Here is a 19,603-nt window from a genome sequence, read left to right as displayed (position 1 = left end):
GGGTCCATACGATTCCTTTTAAGCCTCACGGGACTTTTTTAAAGGGCATGTTCATTCAGTTATCTTTCGAAAATTTTCACTTCGTCTTTCTCATCCGTTTCCGCAAGCGTTACGGTGATGACTTCCTCCAGGGAGGTTGGCACATTCTTACCGACATAATCCGCCCGGATAGGAAGTTCCCTGTGTCCTCGGTCAACGAGAACAGCAAGCTGGATTTCCTTCGGTCTCCCGTGATCCATCAGTGCATCCATTGCGGCACGCACCGTTCGTCCTGTATACAGCACATCATCAACGAGAATCACTTTTTTTCCATCAATATCCGTTTCAATATTGGTTTCTTTTAATTCCGGTTCGGACGTCTGTTTCTCAGGAGTGAGATCATCCCGGTATAACGTGATGTCCAGTTCTCCCCCCGGCAGTTCCCGGCCTTCAATTTCGGCTACTTTACTTCTTATCCTCCGGGCAATGGGAACACCGCGTGTTTTTATCCCGACAAGAACAAGATCTTCAATCCCTTTATTTTTCTCAATGATTTCATGGGAGATTCTGGTGAGTGCCCGCCGGATGGCTGCATCGTCCAGAACCGTGGCTTTCGGATTCATGGGCAAGCTCCTTTACAAAAAAACCCCTTTTCCGCATGCAGGCAGAAAAGGGGTTTTTCACGCATAGATCACTCGTAAAATCACCGTACCTTCTCAGCCTCACGGGACTGCTCTTAAAGGTCTTTATATTCTATTAAGGATTATGTCAAAGCATTCATCTTTTGTCAAGACTGGATTTATCATTCACGAAGCTCGAGTTCACGAAGAACATCCGCAAATTCCTGGGGAGGATCCACTTCAAATTGCATCCACTCTCCTGTTGAAGGATGCTCAAAACCCAGCACTTTGGCGTGAAGCGCCTGACCATTAAGATCGAGAGTCTTTCTCGGGCCGTATTTCGGGTCACCAGCCAGCGGGTGGCTGATGTACCGCATATGGACACGGATCTGGTGGGTGCGCCCTGTTTCAAGCTTGCACTCGACGTGGGTAAAATCATTAAAAAGACGAATGACCCGGAAATGGGTCACGGCATCACGGCCGCCATCGACAACCGTCATCTTCTGACGGTCCTTCGTATCACGGCCGATCGGGGCGTCAATGGTTCCATATTCATGACTGATCTCCCCATGGACGACCGCTTCATATTTCCGCTCCACTGTTTTCTTGGAAAGCTGGTCTGCAAGAGAACGGTGGGCCTTATCATTTTTAGCCACCATAAGGAGCCCGCTCGTATCTTTATCAATTCGGTGGACAATGCCCGGCCGTTCCACCCCGTTGATGCCGGAAAGATCTGTACAATGATGAAGCAGCCCGTTGACGAGCGTGCCGGAATAATGACCAGCGGCCGGGTGGATGACCATGCCTGAAGGTTTATTGACGACGATCACATCGGAGTCTTCATAAACGATATCCAAGTTCATATCTTCCGGCAGAATATCCATCGGCTCCGGGTCAGGAACATGCCATGTAATGGTTTCCCCTTCCTGCACCTTATAATTACTTTTGACAGCTTTTCCGTCCACAAGAATGACATCACCCTTCAGCCATCCCTGGATCTGGGATCTGGACACATCTTCAATGACTTCTGTTAATAATTTATCAATCCGGGTGGATTGGTCTTTTTCTGTTACGTTGTATTGTTCACTCAAGATTCTATACTTCCTTTCTTTTTACGCTCGTCTAAAAAAGCAGCGATCATAATGAAAGCAACACCGATGACGAGCGCCGAATCGGCGACATTAAAGATCGGGAAATCGTAGGTGAAAATATATGTGTTCGCAAAATCCACGACTTCCTTCCGAAAAATCCGGTCAATGAAATTGCCGACAGCTCCGGCGAGTATCAAGGAAAGGGCTGCTCCTACAAGGCGGCTCTGCTTTCCCATCTGCTGAAGATAGTAAATGACAAATCCAATCACGATTACCGTAATGATGTAAAAAAACCACATCTGCCCCTGGAGAATTCCCCAGGCAGCTCCCTGGTTCCGGTGTGACGTTAAATAGAAGAAATTCTCGATAACCGGGATGCTTTGTCCTATTTCCATTTTAGTAACGACCAGATACTTCGTCCACTGGTCCAGTATGATCAGCACTAAGGCTGTCAGATAATACACATACATACGCGTCCTCCATCAAACAATTGTTATCCCTGGCTATTGTACCACATTTCGACGGGCGAAACCTGTTCCCATAGGAAAAGGCACCGCTGCACAGAACGGTGCCTGATGAATGGCACGGACCAGTTTATGTAGAATGCTGTTAAGGCTGGGAGCTGTACTCCTGTTCCATTTTCCGTTCCACTTCCTGCTCATTGTCAATCTCTGTATCAAACAGATGATCCCAATCATCATTTTCTATCATATCAATCTGTGCTTCCACAAGCATACGGAGCCTTGTTTTGAACACTTTTGCCTGCTTTTTCATATCCTCGACTTCAATGGAGATCCGGCGTGATTTTTCCAGTGCTTCATTAATAATACGGTCGGCGTTCTTTTCTGCTTCTTTAATAATGAGCTTCGACTCTTTGTTTGCACTGTTTTTTACATCTTCGGCCGTTTCTTGAGCCACAAGGATGGATTTATTCAATGTCGTTTCAATATCATTGAAATGACCAAGTCTCTCATTCAGCTGCGTCACTTCCCGCTCCAGTTCTTTCTTTTGACGGATGACAATTTCATAATCCTTAATGACCTGATCAAGAAATTCGTTAACCTCATCCTCGTCATACCCACGGAAGCCCCGGGTGAATTCTTTGTTATGAATATCCAATGGTGTTAAAGGCACACCAGCCACCTCCCCATCTAACTCGTTATGTTAAAGATTCGACAACAACCTTCGATTTCCTTCTTTTCAGCAGGATTAATTCAGGCGTGCTGTAATAATTTTGTATTTGTCCTTTTTCGTCTGGCCCGTTACTTCATCCAGACGGCTCCGGCCTTTTCCCTTGAGAGAAATCAAATCTCCTGGCTCCAGTGAAAATGCGCCGTCATCCACGGTCCGGAAATTCACTTTCACATGGCCGCCTTCAATAAAAAGACCAGCTTTCTTTCGGGACATGCCGTAGATTTCTTTAACGATTACATCCAGACGGAGTGAAGACACAGTCGTTTCTCTTTTTGTCCACGTTTCATCACTTTCTATACGATCCGCCCAAGGAACCTCCTTGAAATCGACGGTGGAACGCTTGATTCCCGTCAAATTCATTTTAATATAATCGCTGATTTCAGCGGCGGCTGTCAGCTGGATGATTCCATCCTTCACGACAACATCCCCGATTTTCTCACGACGGATGCCGAGGGACATAAAAGCCCCGAGCACATCTCTGTGTTCCATCGTTACAAATTTCACCGGATATTCGGCTTGAAGCAGGATCAGCTGGAAATCTTCCTTGTCGATCTGCTCATAATCAGGAGCAATGACCGCCCGCTTCCGCTCACTGTTTTCCGCACCACCTTCAAGCTGGTGGATCAGATCCGCGTCATTCCCCATCACTGCTTTGACAATTTTCTGCTCACGCGGGTCGAGGAAATCTGATAAACGCCGCTGGTACTTTAAAGCCACATCCTCCCGCCAGGAAACCACCTGGTCGATAAACGGATGCTCTTCCTTTCTAAAATGCTGGTACATGTCCATAAAAAGCCTCCATAACTACCAAAAGGAACAGAAAAGAGCGGGAAATGCTCTAGCTTCTGTTCCTTCTTTTATAACCCTGCAAGCATCCAGTAAAGCTGGTTCAATCCCTGCGAAGCAAACCGCAGAACGATAATGGCGACAAGCGGGGAAAGATCGATCATCCCAAGCGGTGGAATGATTTTCCTGAAGGGCTCAAGAAACGGTTCGGCCAGGCGGCCGAGTATCTGCCCAAAGCTGGATTCACGTGCTCCCGGAAACCAGGAAAGCAGGATGTAAATGATTAAGATCCAGCTGTATAATTGTAGTGCTGTCGTTAAAATGTTAAAAACAAAAGCCATGACTTACCACCTTCTATTCAAGTCCTCTTCTTCTGCTGTTATAATATCAGAAATCGATCCGGAAATTTCTACATTATCCGGTGTACAGAGGAAGGTTTGTGAACCTAGTTTTTGAATGTCTCCACCTATAGCATATACGGTTCCGCTTAAAAAATCTACTATCCGCTTCGCCTGATTGTGATCGACACGCTGCAGATTAATGACAACGGCACGGCGGCTCACCAGCTGATCCGCAATATTCTGCGCCTCATTGTAGCTGTTCGGTTCACTCAGGACCATTTTGGATGAGGACTTTGCACTTTTCAGGCTGACAATGTTGTTACTATCCTGCTTCTTCGTGTTTTTCTGGGGCTGATGGGACTCTTCGTCGTCTTCTTCCACTTCTTCTTCAATGTATTCATATTCATCGTCTAACGTAAAAAATGAACGGAATTTATTCTTCATGCTCATTTCCATCACCTCATTGTTTTATTGTCCGCCGACAAGACAGGAACCGAGTCGTACGTGAGTAGCTCCTTCTTCTACAGCCAGCGCATAATCATTGCTCATTCCCATGGACAAGTATTCACACGGCGCATGGGCATACCCTTTATCCCTGATTCGGTCCCTTAAGGCCCGAAGCTGACGGAAGACGCCGCGGAGACGCTCCTCATCTTCTGTATGCGGAGCCATTGTCATCAGACCAACGATTTTAACTTGTTTAAAGTCCTGCACAGCTTCTATAAAGCTTTCCACTTCTGAGGCAGGCAGTCCATGCTTGGAGTCCTCCCCGCTGATATTCACCTGAACGAAGCATGGTACAGGTGCAGACGCCCTTTTGTCAATTTCCTTAGCCAGGGAACGTCTGTCAAGGGAATGAATCATTGACACATAATCGATGACTTCCTTCACTTTCCGGGACTGCAGCGTCCCGATGAAATGCCAGGTAGCCTGATCGCCGACTGCCTCATATTTTTCAAGCAGCCCTTCCCTGCGATTTTCCCCAAGATTGTGTATCCCTGCTTCCAAAGCTTCCTGCGCCCGCTCGGTGGACACGTATTTCGTAACCGCCACAATGGATACTTCATTGGCATCACGTCCGCACCTTTGACAGGCCTGTTCAATATTTTCTTTAATTTCTGCTAGATTTTCTGCTACAGACATTGCTGAACTCCTTCCCGTCCCTTAAGCTTTCAAAGCAATAAAACCGAGCATCCGCCCTGTTTTCCCCTGATCGCGGCGATGGGAGTAAAACTGATCTTCCTTCTCGTATGTACATGCTCCGGAAATCTGCACAGCAGATTCCTGCATTCCCATTTCGATTAACATTTGTCTATTTAATTCTTTCAAGTCCAGTTGATACCGACCGCCGCCTTTATTCAAAACGCATGCTTCGTAGTACCGCTTGGGTATGTGACGGATGACGTTGTCGTCCACTTCATACTGCTCCGGACTGATGCATGGACCGATCACAACCTGGATATCCTCCCTGGAGCACCCTTTCTCCTCCAGCGCAGAAATCATCCGGCCGGACATGCCGTGAACGGTTCCTTTCCATCCGGCATGAGCAATTCCAATCCATTGGGATTCTGGATCAAAAAAGTACAGGGGCACACAATCGGCATAAAAAGCTCCAAGAACCAGATTCTTCTCTTTTGTGATCAGCCCGTCCACTCCAGCAGCGGCTGTTTCCAAAGACTCGGAACCAGCGCCAGCCGGCAGGGAGCCGGCGTCAGCTACTTTTGTGCCGTGAACCTGTTCCCCTATGACCCAGCGGGACAAAGGGATACCGATTTCCTCTGCAAGAAGCCTGCGGTTTTCTATGACCAGGTCCTCTTCATCATGGACATGGAGCCCCATATTCATGGATGAAAAAGAACCACGGCTGACCCCTCCGTTCCTTGTCGTTATCCCGGAAATGATTTCAGGATACTGCTGGAAACAGGAGAGCTGTCTCGTTGATTGTCGTTTGAAGGGTTCCACTTCTTAACCACCACCTCAATTTCATTCATTTTAACACATTTTCCTTCTCATTTCTTGCTCTATTCCGCTGAATCTGTCTTTTGAACTGCAGGCAGTCCTTTATAGGCAGACTTTTTCACTAATATAACGTCCGCTCCAATGTTTACGATCTGATCCCATGGGATGGTCATTTCTTCTTCTTTTCCGAACAGACCCATAGCTTTCCCTTTCATCGTCAGTACAAGCCCTTTCAAGCGCCCCCGCTGCGTATCAATGTCAAGGTCGCTGATATACCCGAGACGCTCTCCTGTTTCCATGGCGATGACGTCCTTCATCTGCAGTTCGGTAATTTTCATTTCAGCTCACACTCCTTATCTTACTATATGCAGCGGCTGTGGAGAATAGAAAAAGTGGCTCGTTCTCCTGTATTCTTAAGGATTTTCCGACATAGTACCTGCCGTGTTGGAAACAAAAAGAACTTTTCTGCCAGGCGGCAGAAAAGTTCTTTTATTGAAACATGGAGGTATTCATTTCTTTAATGGCTGCTTTTTCAAGCCTTGATACCTGAGCCTGGGAAATTCCGATTTCTTCGGCCACTTCCATCTGGGTTTTCCCCTGAAAAAAGCGTTTGGTCAAAATCATTTTTTCCCGGTCGTTCAGTTTTTTCATCCCTTCTCTCAGGGACAGTTCATCGATCCATACGGTATCTTTCTCACGATCATCCTTCAGCTGATCCACTACAAAAATCGGGTCGCCTCCATCATTGTATATGGGTTCAAACAGAGAGACCGGATCCTGAATAGCGTCCATAGCGAATACAACATCCTCATGAGGAACACCCATCCGTTCAGCAATTTCATGTGGAGCTGGATCTTTATTGGTTTCACTGATCATCTTCTCCCGCATCTGCAGGGCCTTATAGGCTGTATCGCGCAGGGACCGCGAAACCCGGATCGGGTTATTGTCTCTTAAGTATCTTCGGATTTCTCCGATGATCATCGGTACAGCATAGGTGGAAAATTTCACATTGTGACTGAGATCGAAGTTATCTATGGATTTCATAAGACCGATACATCCCACTTGGAATAGATCGTCGCCATATTCTCCACGATTGTTAAAGCGTTGAATCACGGATAAAACGAGGCGGAGATTTCCATTCACCAGTTGTTCCCTGGCCTCAAGCTCTCCACTCTGCAGTCGTACAAACAGGTCTTTCATTTCTGTGTTTTTCAGTACCGGAAGTTTTGATGTATCTACGCCGCATATCTCTACTTTATGTCGTGTCAATGTAAGACCCTCCCAGGAAGCTGTAATCAGTTCTCAGTATCTCCCTGGGTGGGAATTTTATGCATCGGCTTTACATGAGGTTTTTAGACCATTTTGTCGAACTCCCGCTGCAGACGGCGGATAATTTTCTTCTCCAGCCTTGATATATAAGACTGGGATATCCCCATCATATCGGCTACATCCTTCTGGGTTTTCTCTTTCTTTCCAATCAGGCCGAAACGGAGCTCCATAATCTGTTTTTCCCTGTCATTCAACTGCTCGAGTGCTGATTTGAGAAGCTTTTTATCGATTTTCTTTTCGATTCCTTTTGTAATCAGATCTTCTTCCGTACCAAGAATATCGGATAATAGCAGTTCATTGCCGTCCCAGTCGACATTCAAAGGTTCATCAAAGGAAACCTCGGTTTTCAGCTTATTGCTTTTACGCAGGTGCATCAGAATCTCATTTTCTATACAGCGGGAGGCGTAAGTGGCTAGCTTGATCTTTTTCTCCGGGTCAAAGGTATTCACGGCCTTGATCAGACCAATGGTCCCGATACTGATCAAATCTTCTATGTTTAACCCTGTGTTTTCAAACTTTCTGGCAATATAAACGACCAGCCGCAGGTTTCTCTCAATCAGCATGGCCCGGGCAGCTTTGTCCCCTTTGGGCAGACGTTCCAGAAGCTCTTTTTCTTCTTCCCTGGAAAGGGGTGGTGGAAGTGCCTCACTGCCACCGATATAGTAGATTTCATCCTGCTTAATCCCAAGCTTCATTAACAACCGGTAATACCAGAGCCGCGCTCTGAACATCCACTTAAACATGAAATCCTCCTTCTCCCTTACGCTGATTTTCCTTTGACCATGACATGGGGGTGGATCAGCATTTGATAAAGTCCGTCCCGGGTTAATGGTTGATGCTGGACGCCGACAAGAGGGTGTTTGATTACCAGCGGACCCTCATTCGTCTGTACAGTAATCTGATCAATCATGAGTGTAACGAGAAGCTTGCCGGATATCCCTGCTGCCTGATAAGGAACAAGCCGCACAGCGGACTGCAGCGTTTCGGGCAGTTCATGGAGAGAAGCGAGTACATCTTCCTCTTTTAACTGCTCCAGCTCCCCATCGGCCAGAAGCTGCTTCCACACCGATGGATCAGCGAGAAACACCATTTTTCTGCTGACTGGATCAATCAGCTGATTTCCACTATCCACAAGACCTTGGCATACAGCATGTTGACCGTTCCACACCATTTCCACCTCATAAACATCCTCATATTTCAATTGATGAATCTGGAGCTGGTTGAACCGCCATTTGGTAAACAGATAAGCCGACGGACAGCCGGCAGCAACAAACAGCCAGCTTACCGGATCTCCATAACCGCCGCTGAACGTGACGACCGCCCCTTTCAAGACGTCGACTTCTGAAGCGAGAAAAAAATGGACCCCCATCATACTTCCTCCAATGGCAAACGTTACGAAATAAAACGTGACCCACTGGACAAAAAAAGCACGGAGGGAGGTAAAGGTAAAGGCAGTCAGGATAATGACCACGGAAAAAAGCAGTTTCCCTGCACTGCCCACCAGCCATGAATCCGGCATATAAATGGTCACCGGTACAATCAGCGATGCAGTAAAAGCTCCGACAGCCATCCTCCATTTCGAGGACCCTGCACGGGTGAGACCCTGCGTAAGCGACAGGATCATGCCGTCCATCAAAAGATTAAGCAGCCAGACAGCATCCAGATATAAAATCCTCTCTCCCTCCCTTTTTCTGCTGTTACACCGAGTATAAGCCCGTCCCATTGAAAAGTCTGTCGCAATCTGATTACGCTGCTGGCAAGTTTTGTAGAAGGCTGAAACCGAAAAAAAGCCGCCGTACTCATATGAGTACGGCGGCTTTATGCCATCATCATCAGCGGCGGCGGTTTCGGTTTCTAAGGAATGTAGGAATATCCAGGGTGTCTTCTTCCTGCGTATTTCCTTTCTGCTGTGGCTGCGGCGCTTCACGACGCGGCTGTTCTTCACGAACACTACTGCGCTCACGTTCCGGCTGCTGCTGTTGAGGAGCAGGCTTCTGCTGGTTGATCTGCGGGCGCTTTTTCTGCTGTCCCTGTGCCAGCTGAGATTCGTCAAATCCAGTTGCAATAACCGTTACGACGATTTCATCTTTAAGATTCTCGTTGATAACGGAACCAAAGATAACGTTCACTTCCTGATCGGCTGCAGACGTTACAATATCAGCGGCCTCCTGTACTTCATACAAGCTCAGGTTCGCTCCTCCGCTGATGTTCATCAGCACCCCGTGGGCACCATCAATGGAAGTTTCAAGCAGCGGAGAGGAAATCGCTTTTTTAGCTGCTTCTGCTGCGCGGCTTTCTCCTGTAGCAATACCGATGCCCATCAGAGCAGAACCTTTGTCTACCATGATCGTTTTCACGTCGGCGAAGTCCACGTTGATCAAACCAGGAACGGCGATCAAGTCGGAAATCCCCTGAACACCTTGACGAAGGACGTTATCCGCCTCACGGAAGGCCTCAAGCATAGGCGTATTCTTATCTACGATTTCAAGAAGACGGTCGTTTGGTATCACAATCAATGTGTCTACCGCGCCTTTCAAGCCTTCGATTCCGCCTGTAGCCTGTGTAGAGCGCTTGCGTCCTTCAAATGTAAATGGACGTGTAACAACCCCTACCGTCAGGGCACCCAGTTCTTTAGCAACCTGGGCAATGACAGGAGCTGCACCCGTACCGGTTCCTCCGCCCATTCCAGCGGTAACAAAGACCATATCGGCTCCTTGAAGGGCCTCCTCAATCTGCTCTTTGCTCTCTTCAGCCGCTTTGCGACCGACTTCCGGATTTGCTCCGGCACCTAGTCCGCGTGTCAATTTTCCACCAATCTGCATTTTCACTTCTGCTTTGGAAAGGTTCAAAGCCTGGGCATCTGTGTTGACAGCGATAAATTCTACGCCCTGGACTCCATGTTCAATCATTCGGTTGACGGCGTTGCTTCCGCCGCCTCCAACACCGATTACTTTAATAGTTGCCAGCTGATCCATGCTTGTATCAAAATCTAACATCTTCCGTTCCTCCTAATACACGAGATTACAAGATTTATTGCTTCGTCCGTCGATTGACCGACTCAAACTTGTGATTTAGTCAAAGAAATACTTTAAGAGATTGCTGAAGCCTGACTCTTTTTTCTTTTCTGTTTTTTCTTTTTCTTCTTTAGGCTGTGGTTTTGCCGAACGCTTCTGCTTTTTCGGCTGTGGTCTTTCCTGGAATTCATCTGAGACAGAAGGAAATATCTCTTTTCCTTGTATTTTCGCATTACGATAGGCGAATTGCAAGATGCCTACGCCGCTGGTAAACTGCGGTTCACGAACGCCGATATAATCAGGAATAGCCAGTCTGACGTTAGCGTGGAATACATCCTGGGCAAGCTCAAGCACTCCCGGCATATTCATCGTACCACCGGTGAGAACAAAACCTCCTGGTAATTCACGAACACCCATTTTCTGAAGTTCCTGTGCTGCAAAGACGAAAATTTCTTCTAGTCTAGCTTCAATCATATCAGAGATTTGCAATTGATTGAATGCCTGTTGACGATTACTGCCAATAATTGTGACGGAAAAATTCTCATCTTCGTTCGCATCGTCAAAAAAAGCGTGTCCATGTTCCACTTTCACCTGTTCCGCTTCTTCTGTTGATGTACGCAGACCGATGGATAAATCCTTGGTAAGGTTATCGCCGCCGAAAGGAATCATGCTCGTTCCTTTCAAGTGCCCCTCTTCGAAAACAGAAATGGTTGTCGAGCCGCCTCCTACATCAATCAGAGCAACGCCGAGATTGGTCTCGTCGCTGGAGAGGGAAACGGTCCCGGAGGCAAGTGGCTGCAGACATACATCAAGTACTTCCAGCCCTGCTCGTTCCACACATTTGAGTGTATTATGTAAAACGGTTTTAGCGCAGGTGATAATCATGCCTTCCATTTCAAGACGGACACCGATCATACCGCGTGGGTCAGTAATTTCATCCTGGCCATCCACAATGAACTGGCGGGGAATCACATCGATAATTTCCCGTTCCGGCGGAATAGACAGAACCTGAGCCGCATCAATGACCCGGGTAATATCCTCATTTCCGATTTCCCTCGTTTCACTGGAAACCGCCACGACTCCGTGACACGGCTGCAGCTGTATATGGTTGCCGTTGACGCCTACGACGACACGGTCGATTTTCATGTCCACCATCCGCTCCGCCTGTTCGACGGCTGATCGAATCGAATGAACGGTTTGATCGATATCCACGATCGCCCCTTTTTTCATTCCATTCGATTTTGCTGTACCAACCCCGATGATGTTGAGGCTGTCATTCATAATTTCACCAATAATAACTTTAATCCGACTTGTGCCTATATCTAAACTTACTAGTATTTCATTTTGATTCACCAGTGACGCACCTCCTGTTACAAGCCATATGAGTAGTTCAAAGCATATCGAATTCATGTAAAAAATACAATCATTGCAATATAAACGTAAATGAAATGATATATTACATGGGTCATATCCTTTGATATCGGTATAAAAAACCAGTACATTAGTTGTTTTCCACAGACTTTCGTTAATTTCCTCTTACATACGCTTATTTTTTTATGTTTTCCACTAGTAATATCCGGGCGGGTAAAAAGGCTTTGGGAAGGGATGGATAAAAAAACCACATCTTCCAGCCCGACAGCACCTTATTCCCGCCTCAACGGTTCATCTACGACCGGATCCTGTGCCCCTTCTGTATCAGCGGCTGCGTTTTCCTGCTCCGGCTCTGCGGGCTGCTCTCCATCTTCTTCAGACGGCGGTTCACTGTCCGCCTCTGAACCAGCGTCTTCTTCCACTCCGGCGTTCTCTTCATTATCTTCAGGTGTGTTGAATTCTTCGAAATAGGCCCCTACATCGATATGGATGACACCTTCCGCCCCTTCTTCCAGCTGGGCAGCAATGGAAGGATAAGCCGGCATTTTTTCTGAAAATGTCCGTATGGATGCTTCCACCTGGTACCCATCATTCATATACAGGCGGATTTTATAAGGGTTTCCGTCCTCCGGTTCCCAGTGAACTTCTGAAATCAAGTCCGCTACACTCGGAGGCAGTTCTTTCAATTCCCCGGACATTTCCTTCAAATACATCTCTTTATCAAATCCTGCTAAAACCGGAGCGTCTCCACCAGGAAGAGCTGTTTCTTCATCGAGCCTCGAACCGTCTTCCATGATGACATAATACTGACCATTGCTCTGCACGTAACCGATGCGTTCCGCTTCTTCCACTTCAATCGTTACATCGTTTGGAAAAGAACGGTCAATTGAAGCAAAGGTAATCTCTTCGTGAGATTCAACCTTTTCCTTTAGTTCTTCTGTATCCATTCTCCAGTAATTCGTTTCGGTCGTGATTCCTGAAAGGGTCTGTATTTCCTCTGCAGGCACGTGGTATTGGCCTTCGACGGTGATATTCCGGACATTACTGAGTGGGGACTGCAGGTAAACAACGGCAGCAATCAGAAAAAATAAAATCGTTAAGTATAAGATTAATCGGCGGTTGGCTTTTTTACGCCTCGTCTGTTTCAGTTTTGGTATACGGTCTTCTATGGAAACTACTTTTCTTTCTTCCATAACGGGCATTTCTCCTTCTGGCTAGACACCCTTCTGCTGTCCATCTAGCTGTTTGAAAGAATGATAGTCCTCGCAAAGGTGTCTCGGATTTCCAAATACACCTAATTGGTTCCCATTATATCACAAAATGAGAGGGGGAGATTGAGTGAGTTTTACTAGATTCCTAACATTTTTGTGCAGAATCCGCACCTTACCTGATCGTTATGTGGAAAGTGTCTTCTTTCCTTCCTGCAAAGAAGAGCACCGCCCCCATAATTACCCCGGTCCTTCCCTGAACAAACCTTCTTTCCCTTACCAATTTTTTCTGGACTCTGCCTCCCTGTAAAAATGGAAAAACCACTGCCATTGAGGGCAGCGGTTTTACCGGGTGGAATAGCGGCTCACACTGAGCAGCAGTCCGAGAGAAGCCAGTGTTAAAGTGAGAGAAGATCCCCCGTAGCTGACAAGCGGTAGAGTGATCCCCGTCACAGGAATCAAGCCTGTGACAACACTCACGTTAATCATCACCTGAATACTGACCATGCCGACAATTCCAAGAGCAAGCAGCGACCCGAACAAATCAGGAGCGAGCAGACTTGTCCGTATCCCTCTCCAAAGCACAATAAAAAAGAGCGAAAGAATAAAAAATCCACCTAGGAAGCCCAGTTCTTCGGCAAGCACGGCAAAAATAAAATCAGTCTGCGGCTCAGGTAGATAAAAGAATTTCTGCATGCTGTTCCCAAGACCAAGGCCGAGCAGTCCGCCGGGACCGATTGCATACAGCGACTGGATGATTTGAAAACCTGCCCCAAGCGGGTCCTCCCATGGATGAAGAAAAGCTGTAATTCTTTTGATCCGGTAAGGAGCTGAAGCAATCAAACCGATCATCCCTGCCATTCCAGCGGCTGCAATCCACATAAAATGGCTGATCCGCGCGCCGGAAGTAAACAACATCACGAGACATGTCCCCACCATGACGACGCCTGTCCCTAAATCGGGCTGCAGCATAATCAATGCAAAAGGAAAAAGGATCAGAGCCAAAGCAGGGAGAAATCCCTCCTGGAACGAATTCATCTTCTTCTGCCGCTCAGAAAGAAAGCGGGAAAGATAAAGAATCAACCCGAGCTTCATAAACTCTGACGGCTGGATACTGAACATCCCCACACCAATCCAGCTCCTTGCCCCGCCTCTAACCATTCCGACACCGGGAATCAGAACAGCGGCAAGAAAAACCAGGCAGATGATCATAATTTTCTTCGAATGCGCGTGCCAGACATAGTAAGGAATTCTGGAGAGAACGACCATGGCAATCAGACCTGCTGCTGCAAAGAGGATCTGACGCTTAGCGAAGAACCATGGGTCGTCAAACTTGTACTCCGACCAGATGCTGGAGGAACTGTACACCATTACAATTCCCATGATTAAAATGCCGAGAATAGCGGTGATCAACCATATATCCGGCTTTTTTGTCGTTTCCATAAAAAAAGCCCTACCTCCCATCGGAAATGGAAAACAGGGCTTAAGCTTGTCACATAAGCCCTTATTAAAGGGTATGCACAGCTTCGATAAACATGTGGCCTCTTTCTTCAAACGTTTTATATTGATCCCAGCTGGCACATGCAGGGCTTAAAAGAATAACATCTTCCTCAGCAGAACGCTGATACGCTTCCTTGACGGCCTCCTGCATCGTATCAACCTTCACGACATCAGTAATACCAGCCCTCTCCGCTGTTCCGGCAAGAAGGTCTGCGGTTTCACCAAAGACAACCATGGATTTCACTCCAGATAAGTAAGGAATCAGGCCGTCAAAGCCCGTTCCTCTGTCCAGACCGCCGGCCAAAAGGATGACAGGCTTTTCGAAGGACCGTAGAGCGTATGAGGTGGCCAGAAGATTCGTAGCTTTTGAATCATTGTAGAATAAACGGCCGTTCTTTTTCGTCACATACTGCAGCCGGTGGGGAACTCCAGCAAAGGTTGAGAGAACCTCTACAATCGCTTCACTGCTGACTCCGTTGGCTTTCACGGCAGCCACAGCGGCGAGAATGTTCTGCAGGTTCTGTTCCCCTACGAGAACGATATCCGCTTTTTTCATAATGGCTTCTTTTTCAAAGTAGATGGAAGTCTCGTCCGCCCAGGCCCCTTTCCCCTGCTCTTTCAGAGAGAAAGGAACAAGCTCTGCGGTCACTTCAGGCAGAAAGGATGCAATGGCTGCATCATCCGCGTTGTAGACCAGCACGTCCTCGTCTGTCTGATTTTTTGTAATCCGCGCTTTAGCTCTATGGTAATTGGTCAGCGTATGATGATAATCCAAATGGGCTTCGTAGAGATTCAGCCAGACAGCAATATCCGGACGGAAGGTCTGCGTGCCAAGGAGCTGAAAGGAAGACAGTTCCGTAACCATCGTTTCAGCTTCAGACGTGTTTCTGGCTACCTCACAGGATACGTGACCGATGTTTCCGGCAAGGGAAACAGGCTTCCGATCCGCTTGAATCATTTCATGGATCAGCGTTGTCGTGGTCGTTTTTCCATTGGAACCTGTAACAGCAATCATCGGTCCTTCATGAAGCCAGCCAGTCAATTCCACTTCTGTTACGACAGGGAGATGGCGGTTGACCGCTTCTGCCACAACCGGATTCTCATAAGGAATCCCCGGGTTTTTAATGACATAATCGATGTCATCAAGTACAGATAATGGATGGCCGCCTGTAATGACTTCCGCACCGCTCTCTTTTAAATAGTGCACTTCCGGACTGTCCGGATCTGCTTTAAAGTCGTTGATTCTTACCTTTACTCCACTGTCAAGCAGCAGCTGTGCCGCTGCGGTCCCGCTCTTAGCAAGACCGAGGACAAGAACATGGGTATAAGGAAATCCGCTTAACTTCTTCATCCAAACATCACCTCAATGTAAATACCAAGCACGGCAAAAATCAGTCCGACCGCCCAGAACGTCGTTACGACCCGCCACTCTGACCAGCCTTTCAGTTCATAATGGTGGTGAAGGGGGCTCATTTTAAACACGCGCTTCCCAGTTGTTTTAAAGGATATGACTTGAATGATGACCGAGAGAGTTTCCAGGACGAAAACTCCGCCGATCACGACTAAGATCAATTCCATTTTTGTCAGGATAGCAATGATTGCGATCGCCCCGCCGAGAGCAAGGGAACCGGTATCCCCCATAAATACTTTGGCAGGGTGGGCATTAAATACAAGGAACCCGAGAAGGGCACCGACAATGGCCAGAGAGAAAATGGTGACTTCTACATTCAGCTGGCCTGTCCATGCAAGTATTCCGAATGCACCGAAGGCAATCGCAGCGGTTCCGGCCAGAAGTCCGTCCAGGCCATCGGTTAAGTTAACCGCATTGGATGCTCCAACGAGCATAAATAAAATCAGCAGGGCGTATCCCCAGCCCAAGTCAAAATCAATGGATGTACCGGGAATACTGATATACGTCGGGAAATCTGACTGACGCAGAATGATGTACACGACAAGGGCAATCACAATCTGCCCGAGCATCTTCTGTTTGGACGTTAATCCAAGATTCCTTTTTAAAGCTACTTTAATATAATCATCCAAAAAGCCAAGAAGGCCGTAGCCGACTAAAACAAATAACACAAGGAACAACTGGATGTTCCCCGTGTCCGGGTTAAACCAATAGGATGAGATCAATGTTGTGACCACGACGGATACGATGATCATGACACCACCCATAGTCGGGGTGCCGGATTTTTTCTGGTGGGACTGGGGTCCCTCGTCTCGAATACTTTGACCGAATTTCAAACGTCTTAAAAATGGAATGATTATCGGCGAAATGACTACAGTGATGGCGAATGAAAGGACCATTGTTAACAGTAGTATGTATTCATTCATAGTTTGTTTTCCTCCTTTTGCAACATCATCGCCTGTCGATCACTCCACAAGGTCTGGCAGGATGTCTTCCAATTTCATTCCACGTGATGCTTTCATGAGTACGACGGTATCCGCTGTTAATAACGGGCGGATATGATGACCTGCTTGTTGCTTTTCTTTGAAATGTTTGACTTCCATGTCCGGATACCGGGAGGAAGCAGCCTCTGAAATTTTCTCAGAATGGACGCCGATTGTAAAGACAGCGTCAATCTTTTCATCTACCGCTTCGGCTACACCGGCGTGAAGCTCCTCTGATTTCTCTCCGAGCTCATACATATCCCCTAATATTAACACCTTTTTTCTTTTGGATGTCAACTGTCGGACGACTTCAATCATTGCCTTCATCGATGTTGGGGAGGCGTTATAGGCATCATTAATGATGAGGGATCCCTTATGGCCCTGATGCTTTTCAAAACGCATGGCAGACATCTGCATCTGCTGGAACCCTTGCTGGATCTCCTCTCTTGTCAAACCAAGACGTTTGGCAAGAACGATGACAAACGAAGCATTCTTCACATTGTGGCGGCCTGTCATTGGAAGTTCATACGCTTCTTCCATCAGCTGGAATGAAGATGCATCGTCAGTCATAGCTGTAATTTCAGCTTTATAGTCAGACGACGGGCCGAAACCGCAGCCGATTACACCTGCTCTTGTTTTCACATGATCAAGCAGCGGCTCATCGGCATCAATAATCAGGCATCCATCCTCTGCCAGTCCGTCTGTAATTTCCAGCTTGGCGGCGGCAATCGCTTCTCTGGTACCTAAATTCTCGATATGGGACTCGCCGATGTTTGTAATGATTGCATGGTCCGGTCGTGCGATGTGAGACAATACGGAAATCTCACCCGCTCTGTCCATGCCCATCTCCAATACGACGGCTTCTGTGTCCGGCTGCATAGCCAGGACCGTCAAAGGAAGACCAATATGATTGTTAAAGTTTCCCGCTGTTTTATGGGTGTTGAATTTCGCGCCGAGCACAGCAGCAGTCATATCCTTTGTTGTCGTCTTTCCATTGGAGCCTGTGACGCCTATTACAATCGGATCAACTTTCTCTAAATACCAAGAGGCGAGATCCTGGAGCGCCTTGGTCGTATCCGTTACATAAAAGATCGGAAAATCCGTAGGGATCAAAGCGGGAAGCGGCTGATCTTCCTGCCACAAGGCAGCCACCGCCCCTTGTTTAATGGCTTCACCGGCAAAGGTATGGGCATCAAAGCTCTCCCCTACGATGGGGACGAACAAACTCTGCGGAGCGGCCTTTCTTGTATCGGTCATGATCGAGGAGACAGCGATTTTATCTTTGCCGGCTCCTTTAAAGGTTGGAAATAGATGTGTAAGCTCCTGAACGTCAAAAATCATTATGAATGCTCCTTCATTTCTCTTATTATCTCTCTTACCGTTGCACTATCATCAAAGGGATGGCGGACTCCTTTAATCTCCTGATACGTCTCATGGCCTTTTCCTGCTATGAGGATCATATCCCCTTCACAAGCAGAACGCACGGCCTTTCTGAGAGCCTCCCTGCGGTCTTCGACAATTTGGTAATTCCCATGCAGGTCAGCAGTGATATCCGCAAAAATCTGATCGGGGTCTTCCGAGCGGGGGTTATCTGTTGTGAAAATCACGTGATCTGCATGCTGGACACTGATTCCCCCCATGACGGACCGCTTACTTCTGTCCCTGTCCCCGCCGCAGCCGACTACGAGGATGATCTTCCCTGTAGTGACAGCTGCTGCCGTTTTCAGCACATTCTCAAGCGAATCAGGGGTATGGGCATAATCGACGACTACTCCAAAAGGCTGACCTTCCCGGATCGATTCAAACCGCCCCTTCACCCCTTTGGTATGAAGAAAAGACTGCTGAATCGTTTCAAGTGGAGCGCCGGACAAGATGGCAGCAGCTGCTGCAGCCAGCATATTATAAATGCTGAATTCCCCCATCAAAGGACTTTCAATCCTAATCGTCCCGATCGGAGTTTCCATTTGAAAAAAAGTCCCCTTTTCCGTCAGACGGCAGTCCCGGGCCTGAACATCGGCCCTCCCCTTCACGCCATAGGTCAGCAGCCCCTGCGAAGTAGAACGGATGAACTTCGGAGCTGCAGGGGAGTCAATATTTATGACGGCAAAACGCTCCCGTTGCTTATTATACCCATTCCCTAATTGTGCGAACAATAGGGACTTCGCACGAAGATAATCATCAAAATGGTCATGATAATCCAAATGGTCCCTCGTCAGGTTTGTAAATACCGCCACATCAAAATCACATCCGTACACCCGCCCCTGATCGAGCGCATGAGATGAAACTTCCATCACCGCATGCTCCACACCGGCTGTTTTCATATCGCTGAAATATTGATGGAGGGTTAAGGCATCAGGCGTCGTATTTTTCACGGGCCGCCGCTTTCCGGCAATATCTACTTCAATCGTTCCAATTAACCCTGTCTTCTTCTTCATCCTCTGGAATATATCATAAAGCAGATAGCTGATGCTCGTCTTGCCATTGGTTCCTGTAATTCCTGTCACATGAAGATCTTCTGAAGGGTTACGATAAAAAGCGGCGGCTGTCATCGCAGCCGCCCTGGTTGTATCATTGACAAGAATAACTGGAACATTCAAGGACAGCGGCTCTTCAGCTACCACAGCTGCCGCTCCCCGCTTGACGGCGTCAGCCGCAAATCGATGACCATCCATGTTCACCCCACGCATGCAGATAAACATGTCTCCAGGTGAGGTTGCGCGTGAATCCATACTGAGACCCGTAATACTGACATGCTTCAACGACCGTGAACTTTGGTAAAAAGGGACAAAGCGGAGCACCTTTTCTAATTTCATCACTGTC

General features: G+C 47.5%; 21 protein-coding genes. All 21 read right to left on the bottom strand.

Annotated features, from left to right (window positions below; genetic code table 11):
• Positions 1-59 precede the first annotated feature (59 nt).
• Positions 60-602, bottom strand: a complete 543-nt coding sequence (gene pyrR, locus H615_RS0105120) for a bifunctional pyr operon transcriptional regulator/uracil phosphoribosyltransferase PyrR (protein ID WP_027954129.1) — start codon at positions 600-602, stop codon at positions 60-62.
• 179 nt (positions 603-781) lie between these two features.
• Positions 782-1,690, bottom strand: a complete 909-nt coding sequence (locus H615_RS0105115) for an RluA family pseudouridine synthase (protein WP_027954128.1) — start codon at positions 1,688-1,690, stop codon at positions 782-784.
• A complete protein-coding gene (lspA, locus tag H615_RS0105110) occupies positions 1,687-2,160 on the bottom strand; it encodes a signal peptidase II (protein WP_027954127.1) in 474 nt (157 codons plus the stop codon). Before lspA ends, H615_RS0105115 begins: the two co-directional genes overlap by 4 nt.
• Positions 2,161-2,299: 139 nt before the next feature.
• The gene (locus H615_RS0105105; protein ID WP_027954126.1) at positions 2,300-2,824 is read right to left on the bottom strand and encodes a DivIVA domain-containing protein; all 525 of its coding nucleotides are present in this window, start codon (positions 2,822-2,824) and stop codon (positions 2,300-2,302) included.
• 75 nt (positions 2,825-2,899) lie between these two features.
• Positions 2,900-3,673 (bottom strand): YlmH family RNA-binding protein, encoded by a 774-nt coding sequence (locus H615_RS0105100; RefSeq protein WP_027954125.1) that lies wholly within the window; start codon positions 3,671-3,673, stop codon positions 2,900-2,902.
• Between the two features lie 68 nt (positions 3,674-3,741).
• A complete protein-coding gene (locus H615_RS0105095; RefSeq protein ID WP_027954124.1) occupies positions 3,742-4,011 on the bottom strand; it encodes a YggT family protein in 270 nt (89 codons plus the stop codon).
• Positions 4,012-4,014: 3 nt separating this feature from the next.
• The gene (locus H615_RS0105090) at positions 4,015-4,461 is read right to left on the bottom strand and encodes a cell division protein SepF (protein WP_027954123.1); all 447 of its coding nucleotides are present in this window, start codon (positions 4,459-4,461) and stop codon (positions 4,015-4,017) included.
• Between the two features lie 18 nt (positions 4,462-4,479).
• The gene (locus tag H615_RS0105085; protein WP_027954122.1) at positions 4,480-5,154 is read right to left on the bottom strand and encodes a YggS family pyridoxal phosphate-dependent enzyme; all 675 of its coding nucleotides are present in this window, start codon (positions 5,152-5,154) and stop codon (positions 4,480-4,482) included.
• A gap of 21 nt (positions 5,155-5,175) precedes the next feature.
• The gene (gene pgeF / locus H615_RS0105080) at positions 5,176-5,973 is read right to left on the bottom strand and encodes a peptidoglycan editing factor PgeF (protein WP_027954121.1); all 798 of its coding nucleotides are present in this window, start codon (positions 5,971-5,973) and stop codon (positions 5,176-5,178) included.
• Positions 5,974-6,032: 59 nt separating this feature from the next.
• Positions 6,033-6,308, bottom strand: coding sequence for a YlmC/YmxH family sporulation protein (locus H615_RS0105075; protein WP_027954120.1), 276 nt, complete (start codon positions 6,306-6,308; stop codon positions 6,033-6,035).
• A gap of 151 nt (positions 6,309-6,459) precedes the next feature.
• Positions 6,460-7,239, bottom strand: coding sequence for an RNA polymerase sporulation sigma factor SigG (gene sigG / locus H615_RS0105070; RefSeq protein ID WP_027954119.1), 780 nt, complete (start codon positions 7,237-7,239; stop codon positions 6,460-6,462).
• Positions 7,240-7,322: 83 nt separating this feature from the next.
• Positions 7,323-8,042, bottom strand: a complete 720-nt coding sequence (gene sigE / locus H615_RS0105065; RefSeq protein WP_027954118.1) for an RNA polymerase sporulation sigma factor SigE — start codon at positions 8,040-8,042, stop codon at positions 7,323-7,325.
• Between the two features lie 17 nt (positions 8,043-8,059).
• Positions 8,060-9,022 carry a sigma-E processing peptidase SpoIIGA gene (gene spoIIGA, locus H615_RS0105060; protein ID WP_084162995.1) on the bottom strand — a complete coding sequence of 321 codons (963 nt, stop codon included), beginning with the start codon at positions 9,020-9,022 and terminating at the stop codon, positions 8,060-8,062.
• 109 nt (positions 9,023-9,131) lie between these two features.
• Positions 9,132-10,295, bottom strand: coding sequence for a cell division protein FtsZ (gene ftsZ / locus H615_RS0105055; RefSeq protein ID WP_027954116.1), 1,164 nt, complete (start codon positions 10,293-10,295; stop codon positions 9,132-9,134).
• Positions 10,296-10,370: 75 nt separating this feature from the next.
• On the bottom strand, positions 10,371-11,666 hold the full coding sequence (gene ftsA, locus H615_RS0105050) for a cell division protein FtsA (RefSeq protein ID WP_027954115.1): 1,296 nt from the start codon (positions 11,664-11,666) through the stop codon (positions 10,371-10,373).
• A 290-nt stretch (positions 11,667-11,956) separates the two neighbouring features.
• Positions 11,957-12,877: a cell division protein FtsQ/DivIB gene (locus tag H615_RS20905; RefSeq protein ID WP_084162994.1), complete on the bottom strand. Its 921-nt coding sequence runs from the start codon at positions 12,875-12,877 to the stop codon at positions 11,957-11,959.
• 360 nt (positions 12,878-13,237) lie between these two features.
• The gene (gene spoVE, locus H615_RS0105040) at positions 13,238-14,335 is read right to left on the bottom strand and encodes a stage V sporulation protein E (RefSeq protein ID WP_027954114.1); all 1,098 of its coding nucleotides are present in this window, start codon (positions 14,333-14,335) and stop codon (positions 13,238-13,240) included.
• A 64-nt stretch (positions 14,336-14,399) separates the two neighbouring features.
• The gene (gene murD, locus H615_RS0105035) at positions 14,400-15,743 is read right to left on the bottom strand and encodes a UDP-N-acetylmuramoyl-L-alanine--D-glutamate ligase (RefSeq protein ID WP_027954113.1); all 1,344 of its coding nucleotides are present in this window, start codon (positions 15,741-15,743) and stop codon (positions 14,400-14,402) included.
• The gene (gene mraY, locus H615_RS0105030; protein WP_027954112.1) at positions 15,740-16,726 is read right to left on the bottom strand and encodes a phospho-N-acetylmuramoyl-pentapeptide-transferase; all 987 of its coding nucleotides are present in this window, start codon (positions 16,724-16,726) and stop codon (positions 15,740-15,742) included. Before mraY ends, murD begins: the two co-directional genes overlap by 4 nt.
• Before the next feature lie 39 nt (positions 16,727-16,765).
• Positions 16,766-18,124 (bottom strand): UDP-N-acetylmuramoyl-tripeptide--D-alanyl-D-alanine ligase, encoded by a 1,359-nt coding sequence (locus H615_RS0105025; protein WP_027954111.1) that lies wholly within the window; start codon positions 18,122-18,124, stop codon positions 16,766-16,768.
• Entirely contained in the window at positions 18,124-19,596 is a 1,473-nt protein-coding gene (locus tag H615_RS0105020) for a UDP-N-acetylmuramoyl-L-alanyl-D-glutamate--2,6-diaminopimelate ligase (protein WP_027954110.1), read from the bottom strand. The genes H615_RS0105025 and H615_RS0105020 overlap by 1 nt, the downstream gene beginning before the upstream one ends.
• Positions 19,597-19,603: the final 7 nt, after the last annotated feature.

This window comes from Halobacillus kuroshimensis DSM 18393 (assembly GCF_000425705.1).
GTDB lineage: Bacteria > Bacillota > Bacilli > Bacillales > Halobacillaceae > Halobacillus > Halobacillus kuroshimensis.
This window is presented reverse-complemented; position numbering and strand designations above follow the sequence as displayed.